This window comes from Sphingobium sp. LMA1-1-1.1 (assembly GCF_040676365.1).
In the GTDB taxonomy this organism is placed as follows: Bacteria; Pseudomonadota; Alphaproteobacteria; order Sphingomonadales; family Sphingomonadaceae; genus Sphingobium.
On the sequence record NZ_JBEGHS010000001.1, the window covers coordinates 146,202 to 167,799 of the forward strand.

The following is a 21,598-nucleotide window of genomic DNA, read 5'->3' on the forward strand; positions in this document are numbered from 1 at the left end:
ACCGCCCTTATTGCAGAGCTTTCCATGTCCTTCTCCCTTCCCGACGTCGATCGTCGCACCCTTGTCCGCAGCCTCTCGGGCCTGGGCGGCGCGCTGGCGCTGGGCCGGGTTTTCCCCGCCTGGGCGCAAAGCGGAACGGCGGGCCTGTCCCCGGCGCCGGGCATGTTGCAGGGCGAGACGATCGCCCTCACCGTGGCGGAGGGGCATTTTTCGGTTGGCGGCCGTTCGGCCCATGCCGTGCTGATCAACGGCACGCTGCCTGCTCCCCTCATCCGCCTTCGGGAAGGGCAGAATGTCCGGCTCTCGGTCACCAACCGGCTGCGGGAGGATACGTCGATCCACTGGCACGGCCTGATCGTGCCCTTTCAGATGGATGGAGTGCCGGGGGTCAGCTTCCCCGGCATTCGCCCCGGCGAGACCTTCACCTATGAATTTCCGGTCCGTCAGTCAGGCACCTATTGGTATCACAGCCATTCCGGCATGCAGGAGGCGGTCGGTCACTATGGTCCGATCGTGATCGATCCGGCCGGGGCCGACCCGGTGGAATTCACGCGCGAGCATGTCATCGTCCTGTCCGACTGGAGCCCGATCCACCCGCATGTCCTGTTGAAGCGCCTCAAACAGGCGGGCGGCTATTTCAACATGCAGAAGCAGACATTGTCGGGACTGCTCGCCGGAAAGGACCAGGGCGTCAAGGATCGCCTTGAATGGGGGGCCATGCGCATGGACCCGACCGACATATCCGACGTCACCGGATCGACCTACAGCTTTCTGGTGAACGGCCATGGCACGGCGGAGAACTGGACGGGCCTGTTCACGCCGGGCGAGCGGGTGCGGCTTCGCATCATCAATGCGGCGGCGATGACCAATTTCAATCTGCGCCTGCCGGGCCTGCCGATGACGGTCGTGCAGTGCGACGGCCAGCATGTGCAGCCGGTCGAAACCGACGAGCTGCAGATCGGCATTGCCGAAACCTATGACGTGGTGGTGCAGCCCCCGGAAGCGAAACCCTATGCCCTCGTTGCGGAGGCGATAGACCGTTCGGGCCTGGTGCGGGCGACGCTGGCGCCCCGCATGGGCCTTGCGGCGGATGTGCCGCCGCTGCGCGACCGGCCGCTGCTGGGCATGAAGGACATGGGCATGGACATGTCGGGAATGGACATGGGGCAGGGCGGCGTCATCGACCTCAGCGAGCCCGCCAATGAGAGCATGGCCGGCCATTCGATGAAGATGCGCGACAAATCGGTGGCGCCGCAGGTGAAGATGGGGCCTGGCGTCGCGACGCTCTCACCCATGCCTGCGGACCGGACCGCCGATCGTCCTACCGGGCTGGAGAGCGTCGATCATCGGGTGCTGACCTATGCCGATCTGAAATCGCTGACGCCCCATGCGGACACGCGCCCGCCGACGCGCACGCTGGACATCCACCTGACCGCGAACATGGAACGCTATATGTGGTCCTTCGACGGGGTGAAACTGTCCGACGGGGCAGCCCCCATTCCCTTCCGTCACATGGAACGGGTGCGGGTCAACCTCATCAACGACACGATGATGCCGCACCCGATCCACCTGCACGGCCATTTCTTCCAGCTGGTGACCGGGGCGGGCGACCATGATCCGCTCAAGCATACGGTGAATGTGCTGCCGGGAGGAAAGGTGAGTTTCGATCTTACCGCGGACGCGCTGGGGGATTGGGCCTTTCACTGCCACATGTTGATGCACATGCACGCAGGGATGATGCGGGTCGTGACCGTCCGGCATGCGGAGGAAGCAGCATGAAGCCGCTGCTTGCCGCCACGGCGCTGCTGCTTGCCGCCGCCGCCTTTCCCGCCCGGGCACAGGACCACGGTCAGATGGATCATGGGCAGATGGATCATGGCGCGATGGAGCAGGAGGATCATTCGGCCCATCAGGCGCCGGCTGCAGACGCCCATGCCGGTCATGACGGGCCCGCGTCCGATGGCGACATTCCCGCAGGCACGGCGCCCTCCGTCCCGGCTGATCATGCCGCCGATGCCTTTTACAACTCCGCCGAAATGGCACGCGCCCGCGCTGCCATGCTGAAGGAAAGCGGCGGCATGGCCTTTTCCCAGCTCATGCTTGATCGGCTGGAATATCGGATGGGCAAGGGCGCGGACGGCTATCATTGGGAGGGGGAAGGCTGGATCGGCGGCGACATCAACCGCTTCGCCTTTAAGACGGAGGGGGAGGGCGCGTTCGGCGGTCCGCTGGAACGTGCGGAAGTGCAGGCGCTCTACAGCCGCGCCATCGACCCCTGGTTCAACCTGGAAGCAGGCGTCCGCCACGATATCCGCCCCGATCCCCGGCGGACCTATGCGGTGGTTGGGATCGAGGGCCTTGCTCCCTATTGGTTCGAGGTGTCGGCCCAGGCCTTCCTGTCGAACAGGGGCGACGCCCATCTGCGGCTGGAGGGCAGCTATGACCAGCGCATTAGCCAGCGGCTGATCCTGCAACCCGCCGCGGAGATCAACGTCGCGGCCCAGGACGTGCCCGAACTCGGCATCGGCTCGGGCGTGTCCGATGTCGAGCTGGGACTGCGGCTGCGCTATGAATTCGCCCGCGAATTCGCGCCCTATGTCGGCGTCAACTGGGAACGAAAGCTGGGCGACACCGCTCGCTTTGCCCGTGCTGATGGAGAGCGGGCTTCGGCCACCAGCCTCGTGATGGGCGTGCGATTCTGGTTCTGATCGCTCCCTGATCGACAACAGGAACCGGCGGCCTCGCCATCCGTTGGAAAGGGCAGGTCTTTCAACGGAAAGGAGTGCCGCATGATCCGTCTGGCCATCATTTCGCTCGTGATCGCCGCCGTGCTCGCCATATTGGGCTTTGGCGGCGCGGCGGGCACGTTCGTGGGTATCGCGAAGTTCCTGTTCGTGCTGGCGATCGCGCTGTTCGTCATCTTCCTTGTCCTTGGCCTGATGGCTGGCAAGGGCATCAAGAATGCGATAGATCGATAACCCATGACGCAGATCGGTGCTGGAGTGGACGAAACCGGGCGGTTGATCCGCGACGAGTCAGGGTTTCTGCTCCAGCGCGATCTGGGCGGCAGCTTCCGCCTTGTCCTGCTGCGCGTCCCCGTCGACCATGTGGAAAAACGCGTGCGGGTGCAGGGCTATTATGCCGGCGACGGCATAGTGGAGGTGGAGGGAGTGGCTGCGGCCTGACGGCGCGCAGCCCTCCATCCGTTTACGGAGTAAACGACTCGCGGGGGTCGGGCGACGTCATGACGTCATGCGTGCTGACGAAACGGGCGCACGCCCCGACACCTCGGTTATTCTCCAGCGGCAGTGCGGTTTCGCAATAGGCGCACTCCGCCATCAGGCGTCCGACCATCCACTGGCTGCGACCGCAACTGGGGCAGTGATTGGCTTCCCCCGGATGATAATGAATGATGTAACCCCTTAAGGCCGGGTCGAAAGACCTGCCGGTGGCGAGGGTGGAAACTGGGCGCATCGTCTCTTCCTCCTCAGACATATATCTCGGCATCGATATGAAATCCGGAATTGCCCCCGAGCTTCACACCAGCATTGATGCAACGACGAACGTCAGAGCGAGCGACCCTTTATCATCTCTGCAAGGCCCGCTCCTTGCACCAGAACGCGACCGCAGCCCAATGTATCCCGCGCTTGATCGCGCCGTCTACAAGAAAGATTCGCCCGGCCTGTGCCATTTCGCGCCTTCGCATTTGACTTGAGGCGCGCAGGCGCTATGGCGGCGCGCATCGGGACATATTCGCTTCGGCCATGAGTGGGGGCGCATCCCGCCACCTTGCCGTCCGGTATTTTCGCCGTCCGGCGAGCTTCTGGTGGAATAGCGTCATCCTGCCTGCTCCTGGCCCGGCAACTGCGAGGAGACGCACGACTCATGACCGCCATCGGACAGGATACACTTGGCACGCGCGACACCTTGAAGGTGGGCGGCAAGGACATTGCCTATTATTCGCTGAAGAAGGCCGCGGCCAAGCTGGGCGACGTCTCGCGCCTGCCCTTCTCGATGAAGGTGCTGCTGGAAAACCTGCTCCGCTTCGAGGACGGCGTCACCGTCACCACCGCCGACATCCAGGCGATCGTCGACTGGCAGAATGACAAGGGCAAGGCCGAACGGGAGATTCAGTATCGCCCCGCCCGCGTGCTGATGCAGGACTTTACCGGCGTTCCCTGCGTCGTCGACCTCGCCGCGATGCGCGACGCGATGACTGCGCTGGGCGCCGACGCCAGCAAGATCAACCCGCAGGTGCCGGTCCACCTCGTCATCGACCACTCGGTCATGGTCGACGAATTCGGTACGCCCAAGGCGTTCGAGCAGAATGTGGAAATTGAATATCAGCGCAATATGGAGCGCTATGACTTCCTGAAATGGGGTTCCAAGTCGCTCGCCAATTTCTATGCCGTGCCCCCGGGCACCGGCATCTGCCATCAGGTGAACCTGGAAAATATCGCGCAGGCGGTCTGGTCGAGCGAAGGCCCTGACGGCGTCACCGTCGCCTATCCCGACACCTGCGTCGGCACTGACAGCCACACCACCATGATCAACGGTCTGGGCGTGCTGGGCTGGGGCGTCGGTGGTATCGAGGCTGAGGCCGCGATGCTGGGCCAGCCCGTCTCCATGCTCATTCCCGAAGTGGTCGGCTTCCGCTTCACCGGTGAATTGAAGGAAGGCGTCACCGCCACGGACCTTGTCCTCACCTGCACCCAGATGCTGCGCGCCCGTGGCGTGGTCGGCCGCTTCGTCGAATATTTCGGCCCCGGCCTTGCCACCCTGTCGCTCGCCGATCGCGCGACGCTGGCCAATATGGCGCCGGAATATGGCGCGACCTGCGGCTTCTTCGGCATTGACGACAAGACGCTGGACTATATGCGTCTCACCGGTCGCACCGAAGAGAATATCGCGCTGGTCGAAGCCTATGCGAAGGAGCAGGGCTTCTGGATCGATCCGGCGGTCGAACCGGTTTTCACCGACACGCTGGAGCTGGACCTCTCGACCGTCGTTCCCAGCCTTGCAGGGCCGAAGCGTCCGCAGGATCGCGTTGCGCTGCCGGACGTGGACGATGTCTTCAACGCCGACATGGAAAAGGTGTACAAGAAGGCCCAGGCTCGCGTTCCGGTGGAAGGCAAGGATTTCGACATTGGCGACGGCGACGTCACCATCGCCGCGATCACCAGCTGCACCAACACCTCGAACCCCGGCGTCCTCGTCGCGGCCGGCCTCGTTGCCAAGAAGGCGAACGAACTGGGCCTGAAGCCCAAGCCCTGGGTAAAGACCTCGCTGGCGCCGGGATCGCAGGTGGTTACCGACTATCTGGAAAAGGCCGGGCTTCAGTCGCATCTCGACGCCATAGGCTTCAACCTGGTCGGCTATGGCTGCACCACCTGCATCGGCAACTCCGGTCCGCTGGCCGAGCCGATCAGCAAGGCGATCAACGAAAACGGCCTGGTCGCCGCCGCCGTCATCTCCGGTAACCGCAATTTCGAAGGCCGCGTGTCTCCCGACGTGCGCGCCAACTTCCTGGCCTCGCCGCCGCTGGTCGTCGCCTATGCGCTGAAGGGTACGGTGGTCGAAGACTTCATCACCACGCCGATCGGCACGGGCAAGGACGGCCAGCAGGTGTTCCTGAAGGACATCTGGCCGACCAATGACGAAGTCGCCTCGACCATGGCGGGCTGCATGGACCGCCAGATGTTCCAGGCGCGCTACGCCAATGTGTACAAGGGCGACGCCCACTGGCAGGCGATCAACGTCACGGGTTCGGCTACCTACAGCTGGCGCGCTGGTTCGACCTATGTCGCCAACCCGCCCTATTTCGAGGGTCTGACCATGACCCCGAAGCCGGTCACCGACATTGTCGAGGCCAAGCCGCTGGCCATTTTCGGGGACTCGATCACCACCGACCATATTTCGCCGGCCGGCTCGATCAAGGCGACCAGCCCCGCGGGCAAGTGGCTGCAGGAGCGTCAGGTGGCGCAGGCCGACTTCAACAGCTACGGCGCCCGCCGCGGCCATCACGAAGTCATGATGCGCGGCACCTTCGCCAATATCCGCATCAAGAACCTGATGCTGGACGGCGTCGAGGGCGGCATGACCCGTTATGAAGGCGAAGTCATGCCGATCTACGACGCGGCGATGAAGCACAAGGCCGACGGCACTCCGCTGGTCGTCATCGGCGGCAAGGAATATGGCACCGGGTCGTCGCGCGACTGGGCAGCGAAGGGCACCAACCTGCTGGGCGTGCGCGCGGTCATCGTGGAAAGCTTCGAGCGCATCCACCGTTCGAACCTGGTCGGCATGGGCGTCCTGCCGCTCCAGTTCAAGGACGGTCAGAACAAGGACACGTTCGGCCTCACCGGCGACGAAACCTTCACCATCCAGAATGTCGCCGGCCTGAAGCCGCGCCAGGATGTGGAAGTGATCGTGAAGCGCGCCGACGGTTCCACCTTCACCTTCACCGCGCTGTGCCGCATCGATACCGTCAACGAACTGGATTATTTCCTGAACGGCGGCATCCTGCAATATGTGCTGCGCAAGCTGGCCGCCTGACCGGCGCACGCATGACTGAAGGAAAAGAGGCTCTCTCCGCAAGGGGGGAGCCTCTTTCCTTGGGAGAGGGGCCTGGAGCGGTTTCCAAGCGACCGAGCCAGACCATCATTATCCATGGGGGATGGATTGCCGATCCTGATTGAAATCGCCGGCTGGGCGGGTGCGCTGTTGATCCTGGGCGCCTATCTGCTCGTATCGAGCGGCCATGCCTCGGGCAGGTCCACCCTCTTCCAGGGGATGAACACGCTGGGTTCCGGGCTGTTCGTCATCAACACCTGGTGGCACGGCGCCATCCCGTCGACGGTCGTCAACATCATCTGGTTCGCGATCGGGACCAGCACATTGATCCGCATCGCCCGCCGATAGCCTTCATTTCAAAAACCCAAGAAAGGCTGGGGTGGCCGGCCATGCCGTCTTTGGCTAGAGCGATTTCCAGGCGATCGGAACCGATCGCTGGTCAAGAAATCGCGGAAAACAAGGAAACCAGAGCGGCGATCTGATTCAATCAGATCGAAATCCGCTCTGGCAGCATGGCGGAAATGAAAACAGCGCTGATTGTCCGACATGTGCCGCGAGAGGGTGCGGCAGGCTATCTCCAGCCGATCGAAGCTGCCGGCTATCGGATCGAGCGGATCGACGTCGCCAGCGCCGACTTTGCCGATGTCGATCTCTGCACCCCTGACCTGCTTATCATGATGGGCGGCCCGATGGGCGTTTACGAACATGATCTGCACCCCTGGATTCCGCTCCAGATCGCAAAGCTCGCCGCCCGGCTGGAACAGGATCTGCCGACCCTGGGCGTGTGCCTGGGCAGCCAGATGATCGCCGCGGCGCTCGGCGCGTCCGTCTATTCCGGCGGGCGGATGGAACTGGGTTTCGCGCCGGTCATGTTGAACCGGGCGGGAGCCGAATCGCCGCTGCGCCATCTGGACGGGGTTCCCGTTCTGCATTGGCATAGCGACACGTTCGACCTGCCGGCCGGCGTCGAACTGCTGGCCTCCACCGAAAATTACGCGCATCAGGCCTTTCGCCGCGGATCCAAGCTGCTGGCGCTGCAATTCCACGCGGAAATGGGCGAAGATCCGCGTTTCGAGGATTGGCTCACCCATTTCTGGGCTGATCTCGACATAGCGAAGCAATGCGGCATCGCCCTGCGGCAGGACCATGCCGACCATGGCCCGGCGGCCGTCGCAGCCGGTCGCGCAATGATCGCCGAATGGCTGAGCGGGATCGAGAGCCGGACGTCGTGATTTCCTGACCAGCGATCGGCTTTGATCGCCTGGGAAATCGTCCTAAAACTCGACCTCCAGTTCCTCGACCTCATCCTTCTCCCGGCGGGCGGCGTCGATCCATTCGCGCATCAGTTCCCAATCGTTGCTCCAGTTGCAATAGGCCGCCGATTGCGCCGACAGCGCCACCGCGTAGGTCAGGAAGCGCTGCGCCACCGGCGCGAACATGGCGTCGGCCACGCTCGCCCTTTCCCCGAACAGCCAGGGGCCGCCATAGGTGTTCAGGCATTCGGTCCAGATTTCCTCGATCCGTTCGATGTCCTGCTTGGCCCCTGAAAAGACCGGAAATTTGTCGTGCCGTACCTTGAGGTTCATCGGCAGCGCCGATCGCAGGTTGATGAAGCCGGAGTGAATCTCGCCCGAAACCGATCGGCAATGCGCCCGCGCGATCCGCTCTTCGGGATAAAGCCCGGCATGCGGGTAAAGTTCATGCAGATATTCCGCAATTGCGAGCGTGTCCCAGACGCTCGCCCCCTCATGGGTCAGGCGGGGAACCAGAACCGACGGCGACAAAAGCAGCAATTCCGCCCGGTTTTCAGGATCATCGAGCGCGATCGTCTTCTCGACGACTTTCAGGCCCGCCATGCGGCACAACAACCATCCGCGCAGGGACCAGGATGAATAAGTCTTGCTGGAAATGGTCAGTTCGGCGTCGGCCATGGCATTCCTCCCGCTTCATCCCTATGTTCCCATCAATCATGATGCGGTGCAATATGGAAAACCTGTATAACGGTTTTTGCATGGGACCGAATCGGCACCGGAAGAGCTTAGGACGCGTTTGAGCAAGATGATGATGCTATATAGCGGCTATCAGGCCTGGAACGACATGATGGCCCCTGCGCGCTTGGGTGCTCAGATCGCACTTTCCTTCAGGGACAAGATGGGTCCGGTGGCGGATTGGGCCATGCCGCGCCGCATGTTCGCGTTGATGGACGTGTTCCAGGGTGCGAAGCTGACCCATCATCGGCCTGCCTATGGCATAACGCAGGTGCACAGCGGCAATGCCGTCGTGGCCGTGAGGGAAGAGGTGGCGCTGGACCTGCCTTTCGGGAACCTGCTGCATTTCGTGAAGGACGATGTGGAGGCGCCCCAGCCCAAGGTGCTGGTGGTCGCGCCCATGTCGGGCCACTTCGCGACCCTGCTGCGCAACACGGTGCAGACGCTTCTGCGTGATCATGACGTGTACATCACCGATTGGAAGAACGCCCGCGACGTACCGCTGAGCGCCGGAAGGTTCGGCTTCGACGACTATGTCGACTACATAATGATGTTCATGCGGGAAATCGGGCCGGGATCGCATCTGGTTTCGGTCTGCCAGCCCTGCGTGCCGGCCATGGTGGCGGTGTCGATCATGTCGGAGGACAAGGATGCGGCGACGCCGCGGTCCATGACTCTGATGGGCGGGCCGATCGATACCCGCGCTGCTCCGACTGTGGTCAACGAACTCGCCAATGAACAGTCGATCGAATGGTTCGAGGATAATCTGATCAGTCTGGTGCCGATGCGCTATGCTGGGCGCGGCCGGCGCGTCTACCCCGGTTTCCTTCAGCTTTCGGCCTTCATGTCGATGAACATGGACCGGCATGGCTCGGCCCATCGGGAACTTTACCAACTGCTGGCCGATGGCAAGCAGGTCGAAGCGAACAAGATCAAGACCTTTTACGAGGAATATTTCGCCGTGCTCGACATGACGGCGGAATTCTATCTGGAAACGGTCGACAAGGTGTTCCAGCGGACATTGCTGGCCAAGGGTGAACTCACCTATCGCGGGCGGAAGGTCAATCCCGGCGCGATCCACAAGACCGCGCTGCTGACGGTCGAGGGTGAAAAGGATGATGTCTGCGCCGTGGGCCAGACCGCTGCCGCCCATGTGCTCTGCACCGGCCTGCGCCCGCATATGAAACGCCATCATCTTCAACCCGGCGTCGGCCATTATGGCGTCTTTTCCGGCAGCAAATGGGAAAAGCAGGTTTATCCTCAGGTGCGGAACATGATCCTGGCCATGAACTGAGGGCTGTCGGACGCCGTCTGCGTCCCCTTTTGAGGGAGCATCAAGGGTCTCAGCCCTCGGGGCGGGTCCAGATCCATGTGCCGCCGATCAGGGCCGCGGCCAGCGGGATCAGAAACCAGGGAAAGGGCGATAGCAGCAGCGCCAGCACCGCGCTGAACGCAAAGGCGGCCAATGCCGCCTTCTTTCCCCGCCGGCTGATCGCTCCCTTTTCCCGCCAGCGCCGGATATGCGGGCCAAAATGGCGATGCTCCAGCAATCGGGCCTCCAGCGCCGGGCTGGATCGCGCAAAGCAGAATGCCGCCAGGATCATGAACGGCACGGTCGGCAGGAGAGGCAGGAAGGCGCCGATCGCGCCCAGCCCCAGGGACAGGAAACCGCAGGCAAGGTAGAAGTGCCGCCGCATCAGGCAGCGGGCAGCCGCAGCCGGACCAGCACGCCGCCCAGATCCTCGCTCTCCTCCAGCGCGACCGACCCGCCATAGATTTCCGCCACGTCCCGCACGATGGCAAGGCCAAGGCCCGTCCCCGGCTTCCCCGAATCCAGCCTGACGCCCCGGTCGAAAATGCGCGTGCGGTCTGCCTGGGGAATGCCCGTGCCGTCATCCTCGACCAGGATTTCGACCATGGATCCCTTGCGTCCGACCGTCGCAAACACGCTGCCACCGCCATATTTTGCGGCATTCTCGATCAGATTGCCCAGCATTTCGTCCAGATCCTGCCTTTCGACCCGCACGGCGGCCTCCTTGTCGCCGTCCATGTCGATGCGCACTTCGGGATAAAGCCGCTGGACGGCGCGTTCTACCGCGTCCAGGCTGGCCCATACTTCCGCCCGGCTATGCGCCGCGCCGCGCCGGCCGACCGCTCGCGCCCGCGCCAGATGATGGTCGACCTGGCGGCGCATCGTCGTCGCTTCCCGGATCACGGTGTCGCCCAGGTCGGGCGATTGCGCGGTCGCCGCGTTCATGATTACGGTCAATGGCGTCTTCAGCGCATGGGCAAGGTTGCCCGCATGGGTCCGCGCTTCCTCCGCCTGCCGTTCATTATGGGCGAGCAGCGCGTTGAGCTCCTCCACCATCGGCAGCACCTCGGCGGGCATCGGCTCGGTCACGCGGTTCTTCTCACCCGCGCGCATCCGCACGATCTCGTGGCGAACCTTGCGCAGCGGGCGCAGCCCGTAGATCGTCTGCAGGGTCGCCAGCACGATCAGCCCCAGCGCCAGCAGGGCAAAGCTCTCGAACAGGGTCGAACGCAGCGTCTTTATCTGCGCGTCCAGCCCCTCGCGCGCCTGCGCCACCATGAACATCCATCGCGTGTTTGACCCGGGCAGGATGATGCTGCGTTCCATGACGCGCAGGTCTTCGCCCGGAAACTGGTTGCTGTCATAGATATGCGGCGCGTCGTCATGATGCTCCGGATTGACCTTCAGCGCCCGGTCCCACAGCGAACGCGACCGCCAGTCCTCATGCCCCTTGCCGCTGATCTGGTAGTAAATGCCGCTATTGGGCTCCAGGAAACGCTGATCGGCGGGCTCGCGGTTGAACAGCACCTCGCCGTCCGGCCCGATCTCCGCCGATGCGATCATGGCGGTCAGGACATAGTTCATCCCGTCGTCGAAATTGCGCGTGATCGCATCGGACAGCACGCGGTCGAGCGCCAGCCCGCCGCCCAGCAGCAGCAGGCTGATCCACAGCGCCGCGATGCCGATCATGCGGCGGCTGAGCGATCCGGTGGAACGGACCTGCGGAGGGGAGGGGGGATCGGTCAAAAAAAGCCGAAACCTTCGTTTCCGTTCGCCCCGCGCTTGTCGAAGGGCTTCATTTTCCTTGAAGAACCAGGCTCGACAAGCTCAGCCGAACGGAAGGAGGGGGTTTATCGCCCCGGCTCGTCCAGGCTGTAGCCCAGGCCCCGGATGGTCGTGATGACATCCGCGCCCAGCTTCTTGCGGATGCGGGTCACGAATACCTCGATCGTGTTGGAATCGCGGTCGAAATCCTGGTCGTAGATATGCTCGATCAGTTCGGTGCGGCTCACGACCTTGCCCTTGTGGTGGAGGAGGTAGGACAGCAGCTTATATTCCTGCGCGGTGAGCTTCACCGGCTCGCCCTTCAGCGTCACCTTGCCCGATCGCGTGTCCAGCCGCACGTCGCCCGCCGTCAGCTCGCTCGACGCATTGCCCGACGCGCGACGGATCAGCGCGCGCAGCCGGGCGATCAGTTCCTCGCTCTGGAACGGCTTGGCCAGATAATCGTCAGCGCCTGCGTCCAGTCCGGCCACCTTGTCGGACCAGCTGTCCCGCGCCGTCAGCACCAGTACCGGAAAGCTGCGCCCTTCCTTGCGCCAGCGGTCCAGCACGGTAAGGCCGTCAATGGTGGGCAGGCCCAGGTCCAGGACGACCGCGTCATAGCTTTCGGTCGCGCCCAGGAAATGCCCGTCCTCGCCATCGTCGGCCAGATCCACGGCATAGCCCGCGCCCTCCAGCGTGTTCCGGAGCTGTTGCCCCAGGCTAGGTTCATCTTCGACGATCAGCAGACGCATATGGCCCCGTTTCTGTTGTTATGTCCAAAGGACAAGGCGGTACGCGCCTGTCAGCGCGCCCAGCCGATTATATCGCCCGTGCGACCGTCCGCATCAACCCATACCACCTTGCCGTCCTTCACATATTTGAGGCGGTATCGATTGGTGGACGGGTTGAATTCGCTGCCCAGATAGGTGGCGCCGCCCATGGCGGCATCCACCCGGCGCTTGATGACGGAAAACGGCATGACCTGCCCGTCCAGCATCGCGCGGCGCGCGGCATCCTGCTCGTCGCGCTGGCTGCTGGCCTGGGCAGGCGGATTGGCGGCGAAAAGCGCCGCCATGACCCCCATGGCTGCTATCAGTCTTAACCGCTTCATTTCCATGACCTTGGCATAGCGGGCAGCCATTGAACAGGTGGTGAATGACGATGAGGGGGGTCGGGTTCCGGTATATGCCCCCTCCCGCAGGGTGGGAGGGGGCAGGGGGCCGGCGCTACATCAGCGATGATCTTCCAGGATGATCTTCGGCGATGAGGCTATCCCGCGCTTATTTCTCCAGCGCATATTGCACGGTCAGCGTCACCGATGACCCGACCTGTCCCGGTTCCACGGGCGTGGCAGGCGCTGAATCCGCCTTGAACCGCGCCGCCGCCATCATCGGCACGGGCGGCTGCCCGCCGCTGTTGCTCTCCGTCAGCGAAACCAGCCGTGCCGAGCGGTATCCGGCCGCCTGCGCGTAGAAATCCGCCTGCGCCCTGGCGCTCTTGAGTGCGGCCGAGCGTGCCTGCGCCAGCATCGGCGCCGGATCGCTGATCGAGAAGCTGGGCCCGCTCACATTGGTCGCGCCCGCATCGACCATGGTATCGAGCAGCCCGCCCACCTTCCGGATGTCGCGCAGCTTCACCGATAGCTGGTTCGACGCCTCATATCCGATGAAGCGCGGCGCGGAAGCCTGACCGTCGCGGTTGCTATAGTCATATTGGGCGCTCAGATTGATCCCACTGGTCTGGATGTCCTTCTTCGGAATGCCCGCCTTCACCAGCGCCGCGATCAGCTTGTCCATCTGCGCCGCATTGTCGCGCATCGCCTGCGCCGCGGTCTGGGCGCGGGTCTGGACCCCGGTGCCCACCGTCGCCATGTCGGGCGCCGCCTCCACGGTTTCGGTGACGTTCAACGTCACCACCGGCGCGGTTTCTGCAATGGTCACGCTGGTCTGCGCAGCGGCCGCGACGGGCAGGGCAGCGGCGGCAACGACAGCAGAGGCCATCAGGGCGAACATGGATTTCACAGGGCTTTCTCCTCAAAAAGCGATGCAGCGACATTGTGACGGCTGCGATGAATGGACGCTGACATGCGCTGAAAGCCGTCAGACAGCTTCCGGTTCCCCCTCTTGCCCCAGCTTTCCAGAACGCCTAGCTGCACGGCCATGGCGGCTCCCATTCTCTCCTTCGAAAATCTTGGCCTCTCACAGGGCACCCATTGGCTTTTCCGCAATCTCGACATTTTCGTCGGGGAACGGGACCGGCTGGCGCTGATCGGCCGCAACGGGGCGGGAAAGACCACGCTGCTCAAGCTGATCGCCGGTCAGATCGAACCGGACGAGGGCACCCGATCCTTCCGGCCCGGCGCCCGCGTCATCATGCTGGAGCAGGATCCGGATGTTTCCGGCTTCGCCACGCTGCGGGACTTCGCGCTGGCCGGCCAGTTCGCCCCGCCCGCCCATGAGGTCGACGCCATCGCCAGCCAGCTCGGCACCGATCTCAACCGTGAAGCCGCCACCGCATCGGGGGGCGAACGCCGTCGCGCCGCCATTGCCCGCGCCCTGGCGAGCGAGCCGGACCTGCTGCTGCTCGACGAACCGACCAACCATCTCGACATCGACGCGATCGACTGGCTGGAAGGGTGGCTCGGCCGCTATAACGGCGCCTTCATCGTCATCAGCCATGACCGCGCCTTCCTCACCCGCCTGACGCGCCAGACGCTCTGGCTCGACAGGGGCGGCATCCGCCGCAATGAAATCGGCTTTGGCGGTTTCGATGAGTGGATGGAGGCCGTCTATGCCGAGGAAGCCCGCGCCGCCGAAAAGCTGGACGCCAAGCTGAAGATCGAGGCGCACTGGCTGGAACGCGGCGTCACCGCCCGGCGCAAGCGCAACCAGGGCCGCCTCGCCAAATTATGGGAAATGCGCGCCCAACGCGCCGCCATGGTGGGTCCGCAGGGCGTCGCGAAAATTGCCGTCGCCAGCGACGACAACAAGACGAAAAGCGTCATCACCGCCGAACATGTCACCAAGCAATTCGGGGATCGCACAGTCATCAAGGACTTCTCGCTGCGCATCCAGCGCGGCGACCGCATCGGCATCGTTGGCGGCAACGGCGCGGGCAAGACCACGCTCCTGAAACTGCTGACCGGCGAACTCGCGCCCGACAGCGGCGAGATTCGCCAGGCCAGGTCGCTCGACATGATCTTCATCGACCAGCAGCGCAGCCTGATGCAGCCCGACCGGCGGGTCCGCGACGTCCTGGCCGAAGGCGGTGACTGGATCGACGTGCGCGGCACGCGCAAGCATGTCCACGGCTATCTCAAGGAATTCCTCTTCGACCCCTCCCTGGCGGAGGCGCGGGTCGGCACCTTGTCGGGCGGCGAACGCTCGCGCCTGCTGTTCGCGCGCGAATTCGCCCGCGAATCGAACCTGCTGGTGCTGGACGAGCCGACCAACGACCTCGACCTCGAGACGCTCGACCTGCTTCAGGAGGTCATTGCCGATTATGAAGGCACCGTGCTGATTGTCAGCCACGATCGCGACTTTCTCGACCGCACCGTGACGGTCACGCTCGGGCTGGACGGTTCCGGCACCATCGACGTGATCGTCGGCGGCTATGCGGACTGGGTCGCCAAGCGCCAGCCGAAGAACGCGCCGAGGACGGAGAAAAAGAGTGCCGCGCCGCCCCCGCCGAAAAGCGCATCGACCAAGCTCAGCTACAAGGACCAGCGCGACTTGGACCTGCTGCCAAAGCGGATCGAGGAGATAGAGGCGGCCATTGCGCGGGACGAGGAAGCGCTGGCCGATCCCAATCTCTACGGCCGCGACCCCGGCAGGTTCGACCTGCTCACCAGGGCGATCGAAAAGGCCCGCGTCGAAAAGGAAGCGGCGGAGGAACGCTGGTTGGAACTGGCGGAAAAGGCTGAAGGGCTGGGCGCCTGAAGCGATTTCCAGGAAGCCCTTGCGCCGATCGCCTCATCTGTTAGCCAAGGGCAGCCAGAGGGGAAAGGCGCATGGAACAATCCGCGACGATGCAGGACGAAGACGTGATCGACGGCCATCATGCGGTCCATTATGTCAATCGCGTCGGCTGGCTGCGCGCTGCCGTTCTGGGGGCCAATGACGGCATCGTCTCCACCGCCAGCCTGCTCACCGGCATCGCGGCGTCGGGGGCGGCGCGGGACACCATCCTTCTGTCGGGCATTGCCGCGCTGGTTGCGGGCGCCATGTCGATGGCGGCGGGCGAATATGTGTCCGTCAGCGCCCAGTCCGATACGGAGCGCGCCGACCTGGCCAAGGAGAAGAAGGCGCTGGCCCAGCAGCCCCATGTGGAATGGCAGGAATTGCGCGACATCTATGTCGATCGCGGCCTGACTGCGGAGCTTGCGGGCCAGGTGGCGACGCAGTTGATGAATGTCGACGCGCTCGCCGCCCATGCGCGGGACGAACTGGGCATTTCCGACATCAGCACAGCGCGCCCGGTTCAGGCGGCGCTGACCTCTGCCGCGACTTTCTCCGTCGGCGCGATCGCCCCCGTGCTGGCCGCCGTCGCCAGTCCGGGGCACGCGATCGCCGCTGTCGCCCTCGTATCGCTGCTGTGCCTGGCGGTGCTGGGCTATGTCGGCGCGCGCCTGGGCGGCGGCGGAATAGCGCGAGCAGTGGCGCGCGTCGTCTTCTGGGGTGTTTTCGCGATGCTTGCGACATCCGGGGTAGGCAAGCTTTTCGGCGCGGCCATATGATGGGGGCAAGCCATCCGGTCCGAAGGAGAATATGACATGACAGATATCCAGCAGATTCCGCTCAAGACCATCAAGGGCGCCGACGCCAGCCTGGCCGACTATGCGGGGAAGGTGGTTCTGGTGGTCAACGTCGCCTCCAAATGCGGCCTGACCCCGCAATATGAAGGGCTGGAACAGCTTTATCGCGACTATAAGGACAAGGGGCTGGTCGTCGCTGGATTCCCCGCCAATGATTTCGGCGCCCAGGAACCGGGCAGCAACGAAGAGATCGCGACCTTCTGCACCACCAATTTCGGCGTCGATTTCCCGATGTTCGAAAAGATCGTCGTCACCGGCCCGGAAAAGCACCCGCTCTACGCGGCGCTGACCGGCGCGCAGCCCGCGGCGCGGGGGGAAGGCGCCCAGTTTCGCGAAAAGCTGGTCGGCTATGGCATCACGCCCAATCCCGAACCTGAAGTGCTCTGGAATTTCGAGAAATTCCTGATCGCGAAGGACGGCAGCGTGGCGGCCCGTTTCGCACCCACGACCGCGCCCGATGATGCGGATCTGGTGGCGGCGGTAGAGGCCGAACTCGCGAAATAACGCCCAGCGCCGCCCCATGAACCAGACGCTGCTGCCGCAGATCGGCCCGGTGCTTGAGACGCTCAGCATCGTCGGCACTTTCGTCTTCGCGGCATCCGGCGCGCTGGCGGCGGCGCGCCTGCGGCAGACGCTGGTCACCTTCGCCTTCTTCGCACTGGTGACGGGGGTAGGGGGCGGAACGGTTCGCGACCTGTTGATCGGCGCGCCGGTCTTCTGGGTCCGCGACGCCGTGCCCGCGATCGCATGCATGTTGGCCGCGCTGCTCGTCTGGTGCACGCCGCGCCGCTGGTGGAGCGACAGCGCGCTCGACTGGCTGGACGCGGTCGGGCTCGCCGCCTTCGCTGTCTATGGCGCGGCCAAGGCGATGAGCTACGGCGTGCCGCCGCTGGTGGCGGCGATGATGGGCGTCGTTACCGGCTGCGTCGGCGGCATCATGCGCGACCTGCTGGCGGGGGAGCCGTCCATAGTGCTGCGTCCGGAACTTTATGTGACGGCCGCGGCGCTTGCATCGGGGCTGTTCGTCTTCCTGCGCTGGCTGGGACTCGACATTCCCGTGGCCGGTTTGATCGCCGCCTGCCTTGGTTTCCTGTTGCGGGCCGTTGCGATGCGCAGGGGGTTGGCGCTGCCGCACTATCGGTCTCAGGACTGAACCGGCGCCGGCGGGTTCATCCGCCGCGCGCCGGACAGCCATCCTCCGGCCAGGTCAGCCATGCGCCTTCCTGCGCCGGGTTTCCCAACCCTTTCTGGCGGCTGCGGAGCGATCGGCCGCCGGTCGCCGCGCCGATGCCGCGCCGCCCTTCTTCCCGCCCTTGCGCGAAGAGACATGGCTGTCGGGCTTCCCCCGGCCGGATCCGGATTTGTTGCCGCCGCCCGATTCCTTGTTGACGGTGGCCCAGGCGCGCCGTTCCGCTTCCTTGCGGGATACGCCGCGATCCTCATAACCCTGTTCGATATGCTCCGCCTTGCGCTTCTGCTTGCCGGTATAGCTGTTCTTGTCACCCTGGGGCATGATCTTCTCCTTCTCCTTGCAACTGTTCCTTGCATGCGGCGTCAACGATCGATGCGGCGCGACGTTCACTTCGCTGCACAGGCGTCACGATAAGGGAACAGAGCGGTTCGGCCGGCGTTCATCAGCACATGGAGCAGCGCAATCTTCTGGAACGGCTGGCGCGGCATCTGGCGGCCGCCAATCCCGCTCTCGGCCCCGATCACTGGCAGGAGCAGGTGGAGGCCGCCGCTGGTCTGCTCGCCATCATCAAGGATCCCGACGATGTCATGTTGCAGGCGGGCGACGACCACGTCTGGCGGGCGATGATCGATGCGGCACTGCGGCAGCGCTGGGCGATCGCATCCGCCCCGGCCGCGGAGCCGCCGGGCGGCACCGATGAGGAGGGCGACATCCCGCTGACGCCTGACATCGTCAGCGGCAATCGGGCCGAATGGGTCCATCTGCATGAACCACAGGAGAAGCCGAAATGAAGGGGTTGTTGAAACTGGCATTTCTCACCGGGCTGGGCACCGTGGCCTGGCGGGGTTGGAAGGAATGGCAGGCTGGCCGCAACGCATATGACCATCGCGGGACGGGCTTCTCTTCCGGCCCGGTGCGCGACGCCGGCCCGCACGAACAGCATATCGACGCGCGCGATTGGGACATGGTGGACGAGCAGGTGGATGAAAGCTTCCCTGCCAGCGACCCGCCGGGCAATTATCGCGGGCTGCATTGAGGCGCGATTGAGGCGCAGGGCCGCCGCCCTGTTCGGTCCGCCTATATCGATCCGACCCTTTGCCAATCCATTGCGCCAGGCATGCCCCGCCTCTATTGAGGCGGCTGCCGGTCCCACGCCGGGGCCAACAGGGGAATAACATCAATGCCTTCGGGTCTGATCGCGCTGCTCGATGACGTAGCGGGGATTGCCAAGCTTGCGGCCAGTTCGCTGGATGATGTTGCCGCTGCCGCGGGCAAGGCCGGGTCGAAGGCGGCGGGCGTGGTGATCGACGATACGGCAGTCACGCCGCGCTATGTCATGGGCCTGACGGCGGACCGCGAACTCCCCATCATCTGGAAGATCGCCAAGGGTTCGCTGCGCAACAAGCTGCTGTTCCTGCTTCCCGCCGCCCTGGTGCTGAGCGCCTTCGCGCCCTGGTTGCTGCCTCCCCTGCTGATGCTGGGCGGTGCCTTTCTCTGTTTCGAAGCGGCGGAAAAGCTGCTCGAAGCGGTGCAGGGCGGTCATGACCTGGTCGAAGAAGCGCTGGAAACGCACAGCTCCAGCGAATTGGAGGAGCAGAAGGTTTCCGGCGCGATCCGCACCGACTTCATTCTGTCGGGCGAAATCATGGCGATCGCCCTCGGCACCGTCGCGGCGGAACCGATCTGGGAACAGGCGATCATCCTGATCGTCGTCGCCTTCCTGATCACCGCGGGCGTCTATGGCGTTGTCGGCTTCATCGTGAAGATGGACGATATCGGCCTGCATCTGGCGGAGCGGCGTTCGGCTGGCGCGCGGGTGCTGGGGCGGGCGATGGTGAAGGCCATGCCGGTGCTGATGCGGATGTTGGGCGTTGTCGGCACCGCGGCCATGCTCTGGGTCGGCGGCGGGCTGATCGTCCATGGGCTTCACGAATTTCATTGGGATCTCGTTCCCGGCGCCATCCACCATGTCGCGCAAGGCGCGGCCCACGGCCTGCCCGCCATCGCTCCGGTGGTGGAATGGGTGGTGAACGCTGTGGGCGCCGGCATTGTCGGGCTGATCGTTGGCGGCATCGTCGTCGCCCTGTTGCACCTCTTCAAAAAGCACTGACCGATGCGTTCACCCTGGCGCCTGGAGGCCGGGGCGCTGACGGCGCTCGCACTGCCGATGATCGCGGGCAACATCGCCTGGGCCGGCATCGCCGCGACCGACCTGCTGCTGCTGGGCCGGCTGGGTGCGGGCGCGGTGGCGTCTGGCGCGCTGGCGATCAACCTGTTCAATGCGTTGCTGATCTTCGGCATGGGGCTGGTGACCGCCGCCGCGCCGTTGATCGCCACGGAGCGGGGGCGTCGGCGGCATTCGGTGCGGGACGTCCGGCGGACCGTGCATCAGACGCTGCGCGCGGCCACCCTGTTCGTGCTGCCCGCCTGGGCGCTGCTGTGGGAAAGCCGATCCATCCTGCTGCTGATGGGGCAGGATGCGGAACTGGCGGCCCAGGCGGGCGAACTGATGCGCGGCCTGCAATGGGCGCTGCTGCCCTTTCTGGGATTCACCACGCTGCGCAACTTCATCTCCGCGCTCGAACGGCCCGTCTGGGGCCTGATCATCATGGTCTGCGCGATCCCGTTCAATGTGCTGGTGGGCTGGACGCTGATCTTCGGCCATTTCGGTTTCCCCGCGCTAGGGATCTTCGGCGCGGGAATCGCCAGCAGTCTGTCCTCCTCCTTCCTGTTCATCGGGCTGCTTGCGGTCATACTGATCGACCGGCGGTTCCGTCGCTACCGCCTGCTAGGGCGATTCTGGACCCGTGACCGGGAACGGCACCGGGCCGTCTGGGCGCTGGGCCTGCCGATCGCGATCACCCTGGGGCTGGAGACGACGGTGTTCAACGCCTCCGCCTTCCTGATGGGATTGATCGACCGCGACTCGCTGGCGGCGCATGCCGTCGCGATCCAGATCGCCGCGCTGGTCTTCATGGTGCCCATGGGCATTGGCCAGGCGGCGACCGTGCGCGTGGGCCTCGCTTATGGGAAGGGCGACCTGGCGGGGGTCGGTCGTGCGGGCTGGCTGGCGCTGGCGATCGGGACGGGGTTCGCCCTGATCGCGGCGGCGATGCTCATCGCCTTTCCGCGCCTTCTGATATCCGCTTTCCTGGACCTTGCCGATCCCGCCAACCGGCGGACCGCGACGCTTGCGGTCAGCTTCCTGGGCGTCGCGGCGCTGTTCCAGCTGGTGGACGCGGCCCAGGCCGTGGGGGCAGGGGTGCTAAGGGGCATTCGGGATACGCGCGTGCCGATGATCTTTGCCCTGATCGGCTATTGGGTGATCGGCATCGGAGTCGGCGTCGTCCTGGCCTTTCCGCTGGGGTTGCAGGGCCTTGGCATCTGGCTGGGCCTTGCAAGCGGGCTGGGCGTGGTCGCGCTGTTGCTGGTGGCGCGCTGGGTCTTGCGGGAGAGGCTGCACCTTGTGTCGCACAGGCGAAACGCCTGATCCCGCCTGGCGTGCAAGTTGTATGGCAAGTTGCACGGCGAGGTGATGGTGCGACGCACAAAGCAATTGAACCGGCGCGTCAAATCGGTAATGAAAAGCAGATTATGACCGCTCCTACCATGTTCTTCGAGGCGATTGCGCTTCAGAAATGTCTGATGGCGACCTACAACAAGATGGTCGTGAAGCTGGCCCCGCATATCCTCTATACGCGCCATGACGAGATGTTCATCGACGCGGTCACGATCGAGCGTGACGGCCGCCCCCCCAGGGAACTGAAGCTGGGCACGTTCAAGCTCGCCGGATTGAACGACGTCAGCCTGATCGACGAAAAGTTCGAGGCGATGCACGGCCTCTATGATCAGGGCGACAGCAAATATAAGGGCGTGACCCTGTTCGCTGTCGAGCCGGAGAGCGCAGCGGCCTGAAGCCGCGACGCGGGCATGAAAACGGAAAATGGGGCGGTCCT

The 21,598-nt window shown here is 64.3% G+C and carries 25 protein-coding genes; 17 read left to right on the forward strand and 8 right to left on the reverse strand.

Annotated elements, in window-relative coordinates; genetic code table 11:
• The first annotated feature begins 24 nt into the window (after positions 1–24).
• The 4 genes from MRBLMA1_RS00810 to MRBLMA1_RS00825 all read left to right on the forward strand — a co-directional run bounded on the left by MRBLMA1_RS00810 (position 25) and on the right by MRBLMA1_RS00825 (position 3,185).
• Positions 25–1,779 carry a copper resistance system multicopper oxidase gene (locus MRBLMA1_RS00810; RefSeq protein WP_363735358.1) on the forward strand — a complete coding sequence of 585 codons (1,755 nt, stop codon included), beginning with the start codon at positions 25–27 and terminating at the stop codon, positions 1,777–1,779.
• Positions 1,776–2,708 (forward strand): copper resistance protein B, encoded by a 933-nt coding sequence (locus MRBLMA1_RS00815; protein WP_363734514.1) that lies wholly within the window; start codon positions 1,776–1,778, stop codon positions 2,706–2,708. The genes MRBLMA1_RS00810 and MRBLMA1_RS00815 overlap by 4 nt, the downstream gene beginning before the upstream one ends.
• Before the next feature lie 81 nt (positions 2,709–2,789).
• Positions 2,790–2,978 carry a DUF1328 domain-containing protein gene (locus tag MRBLMA1_RS00820; RefSeq protein WP_007688211.1) on the forward strand — a complete coding sequence of 63 codons (189 nt, stop codon included), beginning with the start codon at positions 2,790–2,792 and terminating at the stop codon, positions 2,976–2,978.
• Between the two features lie 3 nt (positions 2,979–2,981).
• The gene (locus MRBLMA1_RS00825; protein ID WP_133652298.1) at positions 2,982–3,185 is read left to right on the forward strand and encodes a DUF5818 domain-containing protein; all 204 of its coding nucleotides are present in this window, start codon (positions 2,982–2,984) and stop codon (positions 3,183–3,185) included.
• A gap of 22 nt (positions 3,186–3,207) precedes the next feature.
• On the opposite strand, the gene MRBLMA1_RS00830 is transcribed toward MRBLMA1_RS00825, so the two are convergent.
• Entirely contained in the window at positions 3,208–3,474 is a 267-nt protein-coding gene (locus tag MRBLMA1_RS00830) for a hypothetical protein (protein ID WP_363734515.1), read from the reverse strand.
• A 411-nt stretch (positions 3,475–3,885) separates the two neighbouring features.
• Here MRBLMA1_RS00830 and acnA point away from each other — a divergent pair, with 411 nt between their 5' ends.
• The 3 genes from acnA (at position 3,886) to MRBLMA1_RS00845 (ending at position 7,805) form a co-directional block, all read left to right on the forward strand.
• Positions 3,886–6,555, forward strand: coding sequence for an aconitate hydratase AcnA (acnA, locus tag MRBLMA1_RS00835; RefSeq protein ID WP_363734516.1), 2,670 nt, complete (start codon positions 3,886–3,888; stop codon positions 6,553–6,555).
• 126 nt (positions 6,556–6,681) lie between these two features.
• Complete coding sequence (locus MRBLMA1_RS00840; RefSeq protein ID WP_363734517.1) at positions 6,682–6,921, forward strand: CBU_0592 family membrane protein; 240 nt, start codon at positions 6,682–6,684, stop codon at positions 6,919–6,921.
• A 173-nt stretch (positions 6,922–7,094) separates the two neighbouring features.
• On the forward strand, positions 7,095–7,805 hold the full coding sequence (locus tag MRBLMA1_RS00845; protein WP_363734518.1) for a glutamine amidotransferase: 711 nt from the start codon (positions 7,095–7,097) through the stop codon (positions 7,803–7,805).
• 42 nt (positions 7,806–7,847) lie between these two features.
• Here the strand turns inward: MRBLMA1_RS00845 and MRBLMA1_RS00850 are convergent, their stop codons facing one another.
• Positions 7,848–8,504: a glutathione S-transferase gene (locus MRBLMA1_RS00850; RefSeq protein ID WP_363734519.1), complete on the reverse strand. Its 657-nt coding sequence runs from the start codon at positions 8,502–8,504 to the stop codon at positions 7,848–7,850.
• A gap of 127 nt (positions 8,505–8,631) precedes the next feature.
• On the opposite strand from MRBLMA1_RS00850, the gene MRBLMA1_RS00855 reads away from it, so the two are divergent.
• The gene (locus tag MRBLMA1_RS00855) at positions 8,632–9,855 is read left to right on the forward strand and encodes a polyhydroxyalkanoate depolymerase (RefSeq protein WP_363734520.1); all 1,224 of its coding nucleotides are present in this window, start codon (positions 8,632–8,634) and stop codon (positions 9,853–9,855) included.
• A 49-nt stretch (positions 9,856–9,904) separates the two neighbouring features.
• Here MRBLMA1_RS00855 and MRBLMA1_RS00860 read toward each other — a convergent pair whose 3' ends face one another.
• From MRBLMA1_RS00860 to MRBLMA1_RS00880, 5 genes are all read right to left on the reverse strand, one after another.
• The gene (locus MRBLMA1_RS00860; protein ID WP_363734521.1) at positions 9,905–10,258 is read right to left on the reverse strand and encodes a YbaN family protein; all 354 of its coding nucleotides are present in this window, start codon (positions 10,256–10,258) and stop codon (positions 9,905–9,907) included.
• On the reverse strand, positions 10,258–11,562 hold the full coding sequence (locus MRBLMA1_RS00865) for a sensor histidine kinase (RefSeq protein WP_363735359.1): 1,305 nt from the start codon (positions 11,560–11,562) through the stop codon (positions 10,258–10,260). Before MRBLMA1_RS00865 ends, MRBLMA1_RS00860 begins: the two co-directional genes overlap by 1 nt.
• A 161-nt stretch (positions 11,563–11,723) precedes the next feature.
• Positions 11,724–12,389: a response regulator transcription factor gene (locus tag MRBLMA1_RS00870; protein ID WP_044662519.1), complete on the reverse strand. Its 666-nt coding sequence runs from the start codon at positions 12,387–12,389 to the stop codon at positions 11,724–11,726.
• A gap of 50 nt (positions 12,390–12,439) precedes the next feature.
• Positions 12,440–12,778, reverse strand: a complete 339-nt coding sequence (locus MRBLMA1_RS00875) for a hypothetical protein (protein WP_414714620.1) — start codon at positions 12,776–12,778, stop codon at positions 12,440–12,442.
• A 139-nt stretch (positions 12,779–12,917) separates the two neighbouring features.
• On the reverse strand, positions 12,918–13,658 hold the full coding sequence (locus MRBLMA1_RS00880; protein WP_414714744.1) for an SIMPL domain-containing protein: 741 nt from the start codon (positions 13,656–13,658) through the stop codon (positions 12,918–12,920).
• Positions 13,659–13,796: 138 nt separating this feature from the next.
• Between MRBLMA1_RS00880 and MRBLMA1_RS00885 the strand changes: the two genes are divergently transcribed.
• The 4 genes from MRBLMA1_RS00885 to MRBLMA1_RS00900 all read left to right on the forward strand — a co-directional run bounded on the left by MRBLMA1_RS00885 (position 13,797) and on the right by MRBLMA1_RS00900 (position 17,603).
• Positions 13,797–15,575, forward strand: a complete 1,779-nt coding sequence (locus MRBLMA1_RS00885) for an ABC-F family ATP-binding cassette domain-containing protein (protein ID WP_363734522.1) — start codon at positions 13,797–13,799, stop codon at positions 15,573–15,575.
• 71 nt (positions 15,576–15,646) lie between these two features.
• Positions 15,647–16,372: a VIT1/CCC1 transporter family protein gene (locus MRBLMA1_RS00890; RefSeq protein ID WP_363734523.1), complete on the forward strand. Its 726-nt coding sequence runs from the start codon at positions 15,647–15,649 to the stop codon at positions 16,370–16,372.
• A 36-nt stretch (positions 16,373–16,408) separates the two neighbouring features.
• Complete coding sequence (locus MRBLMA1_RS00895; RefSeq protein WP_363734524.1) at positions 16,409–16,954, forward strand: glutathione peroxidase; 546 nt, start codon at positions 16,409–16,411, stop codon at positions 16,952–16,954.
• Positions 16,955–16,970: 16 nt separating this feature from the next.
• Positions 16,971–17,603, forward strand: a complete 633-nt coding sequence (locus tag MRBLMA1_RS00900) for a trimeric intracellular cation channel family protein (protein ID WP_363734525.1) — start codon at positions 16,971–16,973, stop codon at positions 17,601–17,603.
• 54 nt (positions 17,604–17,657) lie between these two features.
• Here the strand turns inward: MRBLMA1_RS00900 and MRBLMA1_RS00905 are convergent, their stop codons facing one another.
• Positions 17,658–17,963, reverse strand: a complete 306-nt coding sequence (locus MRBLMA1_RS00905; RefSeq protein ID WP_363734526.1) for a plasmid stabilization protein — start codon at positions 17,961–17,963, stop codon at positions 17,658–17,660.
• Positions 17,964–18,091: 128 nt separating this feature from the next.
• On the opposite strand from MRBLMA1_RS00905, the gene MRBLMA1_RS00910 reads away from it, so the two are divergent.
• From MRBLMA1_RS00910 to MRBLMA1_RS00930, 5 genes are all read left to right on the forward strand, one after another.
• Positions 18,092–18,433 carry a hypothetical protein gene (locus tag MRBLMA1_RS00910; protein WP_363734527.1) on the forward strand — a complete coding sequence of 114 codons (342 nt, stop codon included), beginning with the start codon at positions 18,092–18,094 and terminating at the stop codon, positions 18,431–18,433.
• The gene (locus MRBLMA1_RS00915; RefSeq protein ID WP_363734528.1) at positions 18,430–18,678 is read left to right on the forward strand and encodes a hypothetical protein; all 249 of its coding nucleotides are present in this window, start codon (positions 18,430–18,432) and stop codon (positions 18,676–18,678) included. Before MRBLMA1_RS00910 ends, MRBLMA1_RS00915 begins: the two co-directional genes overlap by 4 nt.
• A gap of 144 nt (positions 18,679–18,822) precedes the next feature.
• Positions 18,823–19,752: a DUF808 domain-containing protein gene (locus MRBLMA1_RS00920; RefSeq protein WP_363734529.1), complete on the forward strand. Its 930-nt coding sequence runs from the start codon at positions 18,823–18,825 to the stop codon at positions 19,750–19,752.
• Positions 19,753–19,755: 3 nt separating this feature from the next.
• Complete coding sequence (locus MRBLMA1_RS00925) at positions 19,756–21,132, forward strand: MATE family efflux transporter (protein WP_363734530.1); 1,377 nt, start codon at positions 19,756–19,758, stop codon at positions 21,130–21,132.
• Between the two features lie 104 nt (positions 21,133–21,236).
• Positions 21,237–21,557, forward strand: a complete 321-nt coding sequence (locus MRBLMA1_RS00930) for a hypothetical protein (RefSeq protein ID WP_133652280.1) — start codon at positions 21,237–21,239, stop codon at positions 21,555–21,557.
• Positions 21,558–21,598 lie beyond the last annotated feature (41 nt).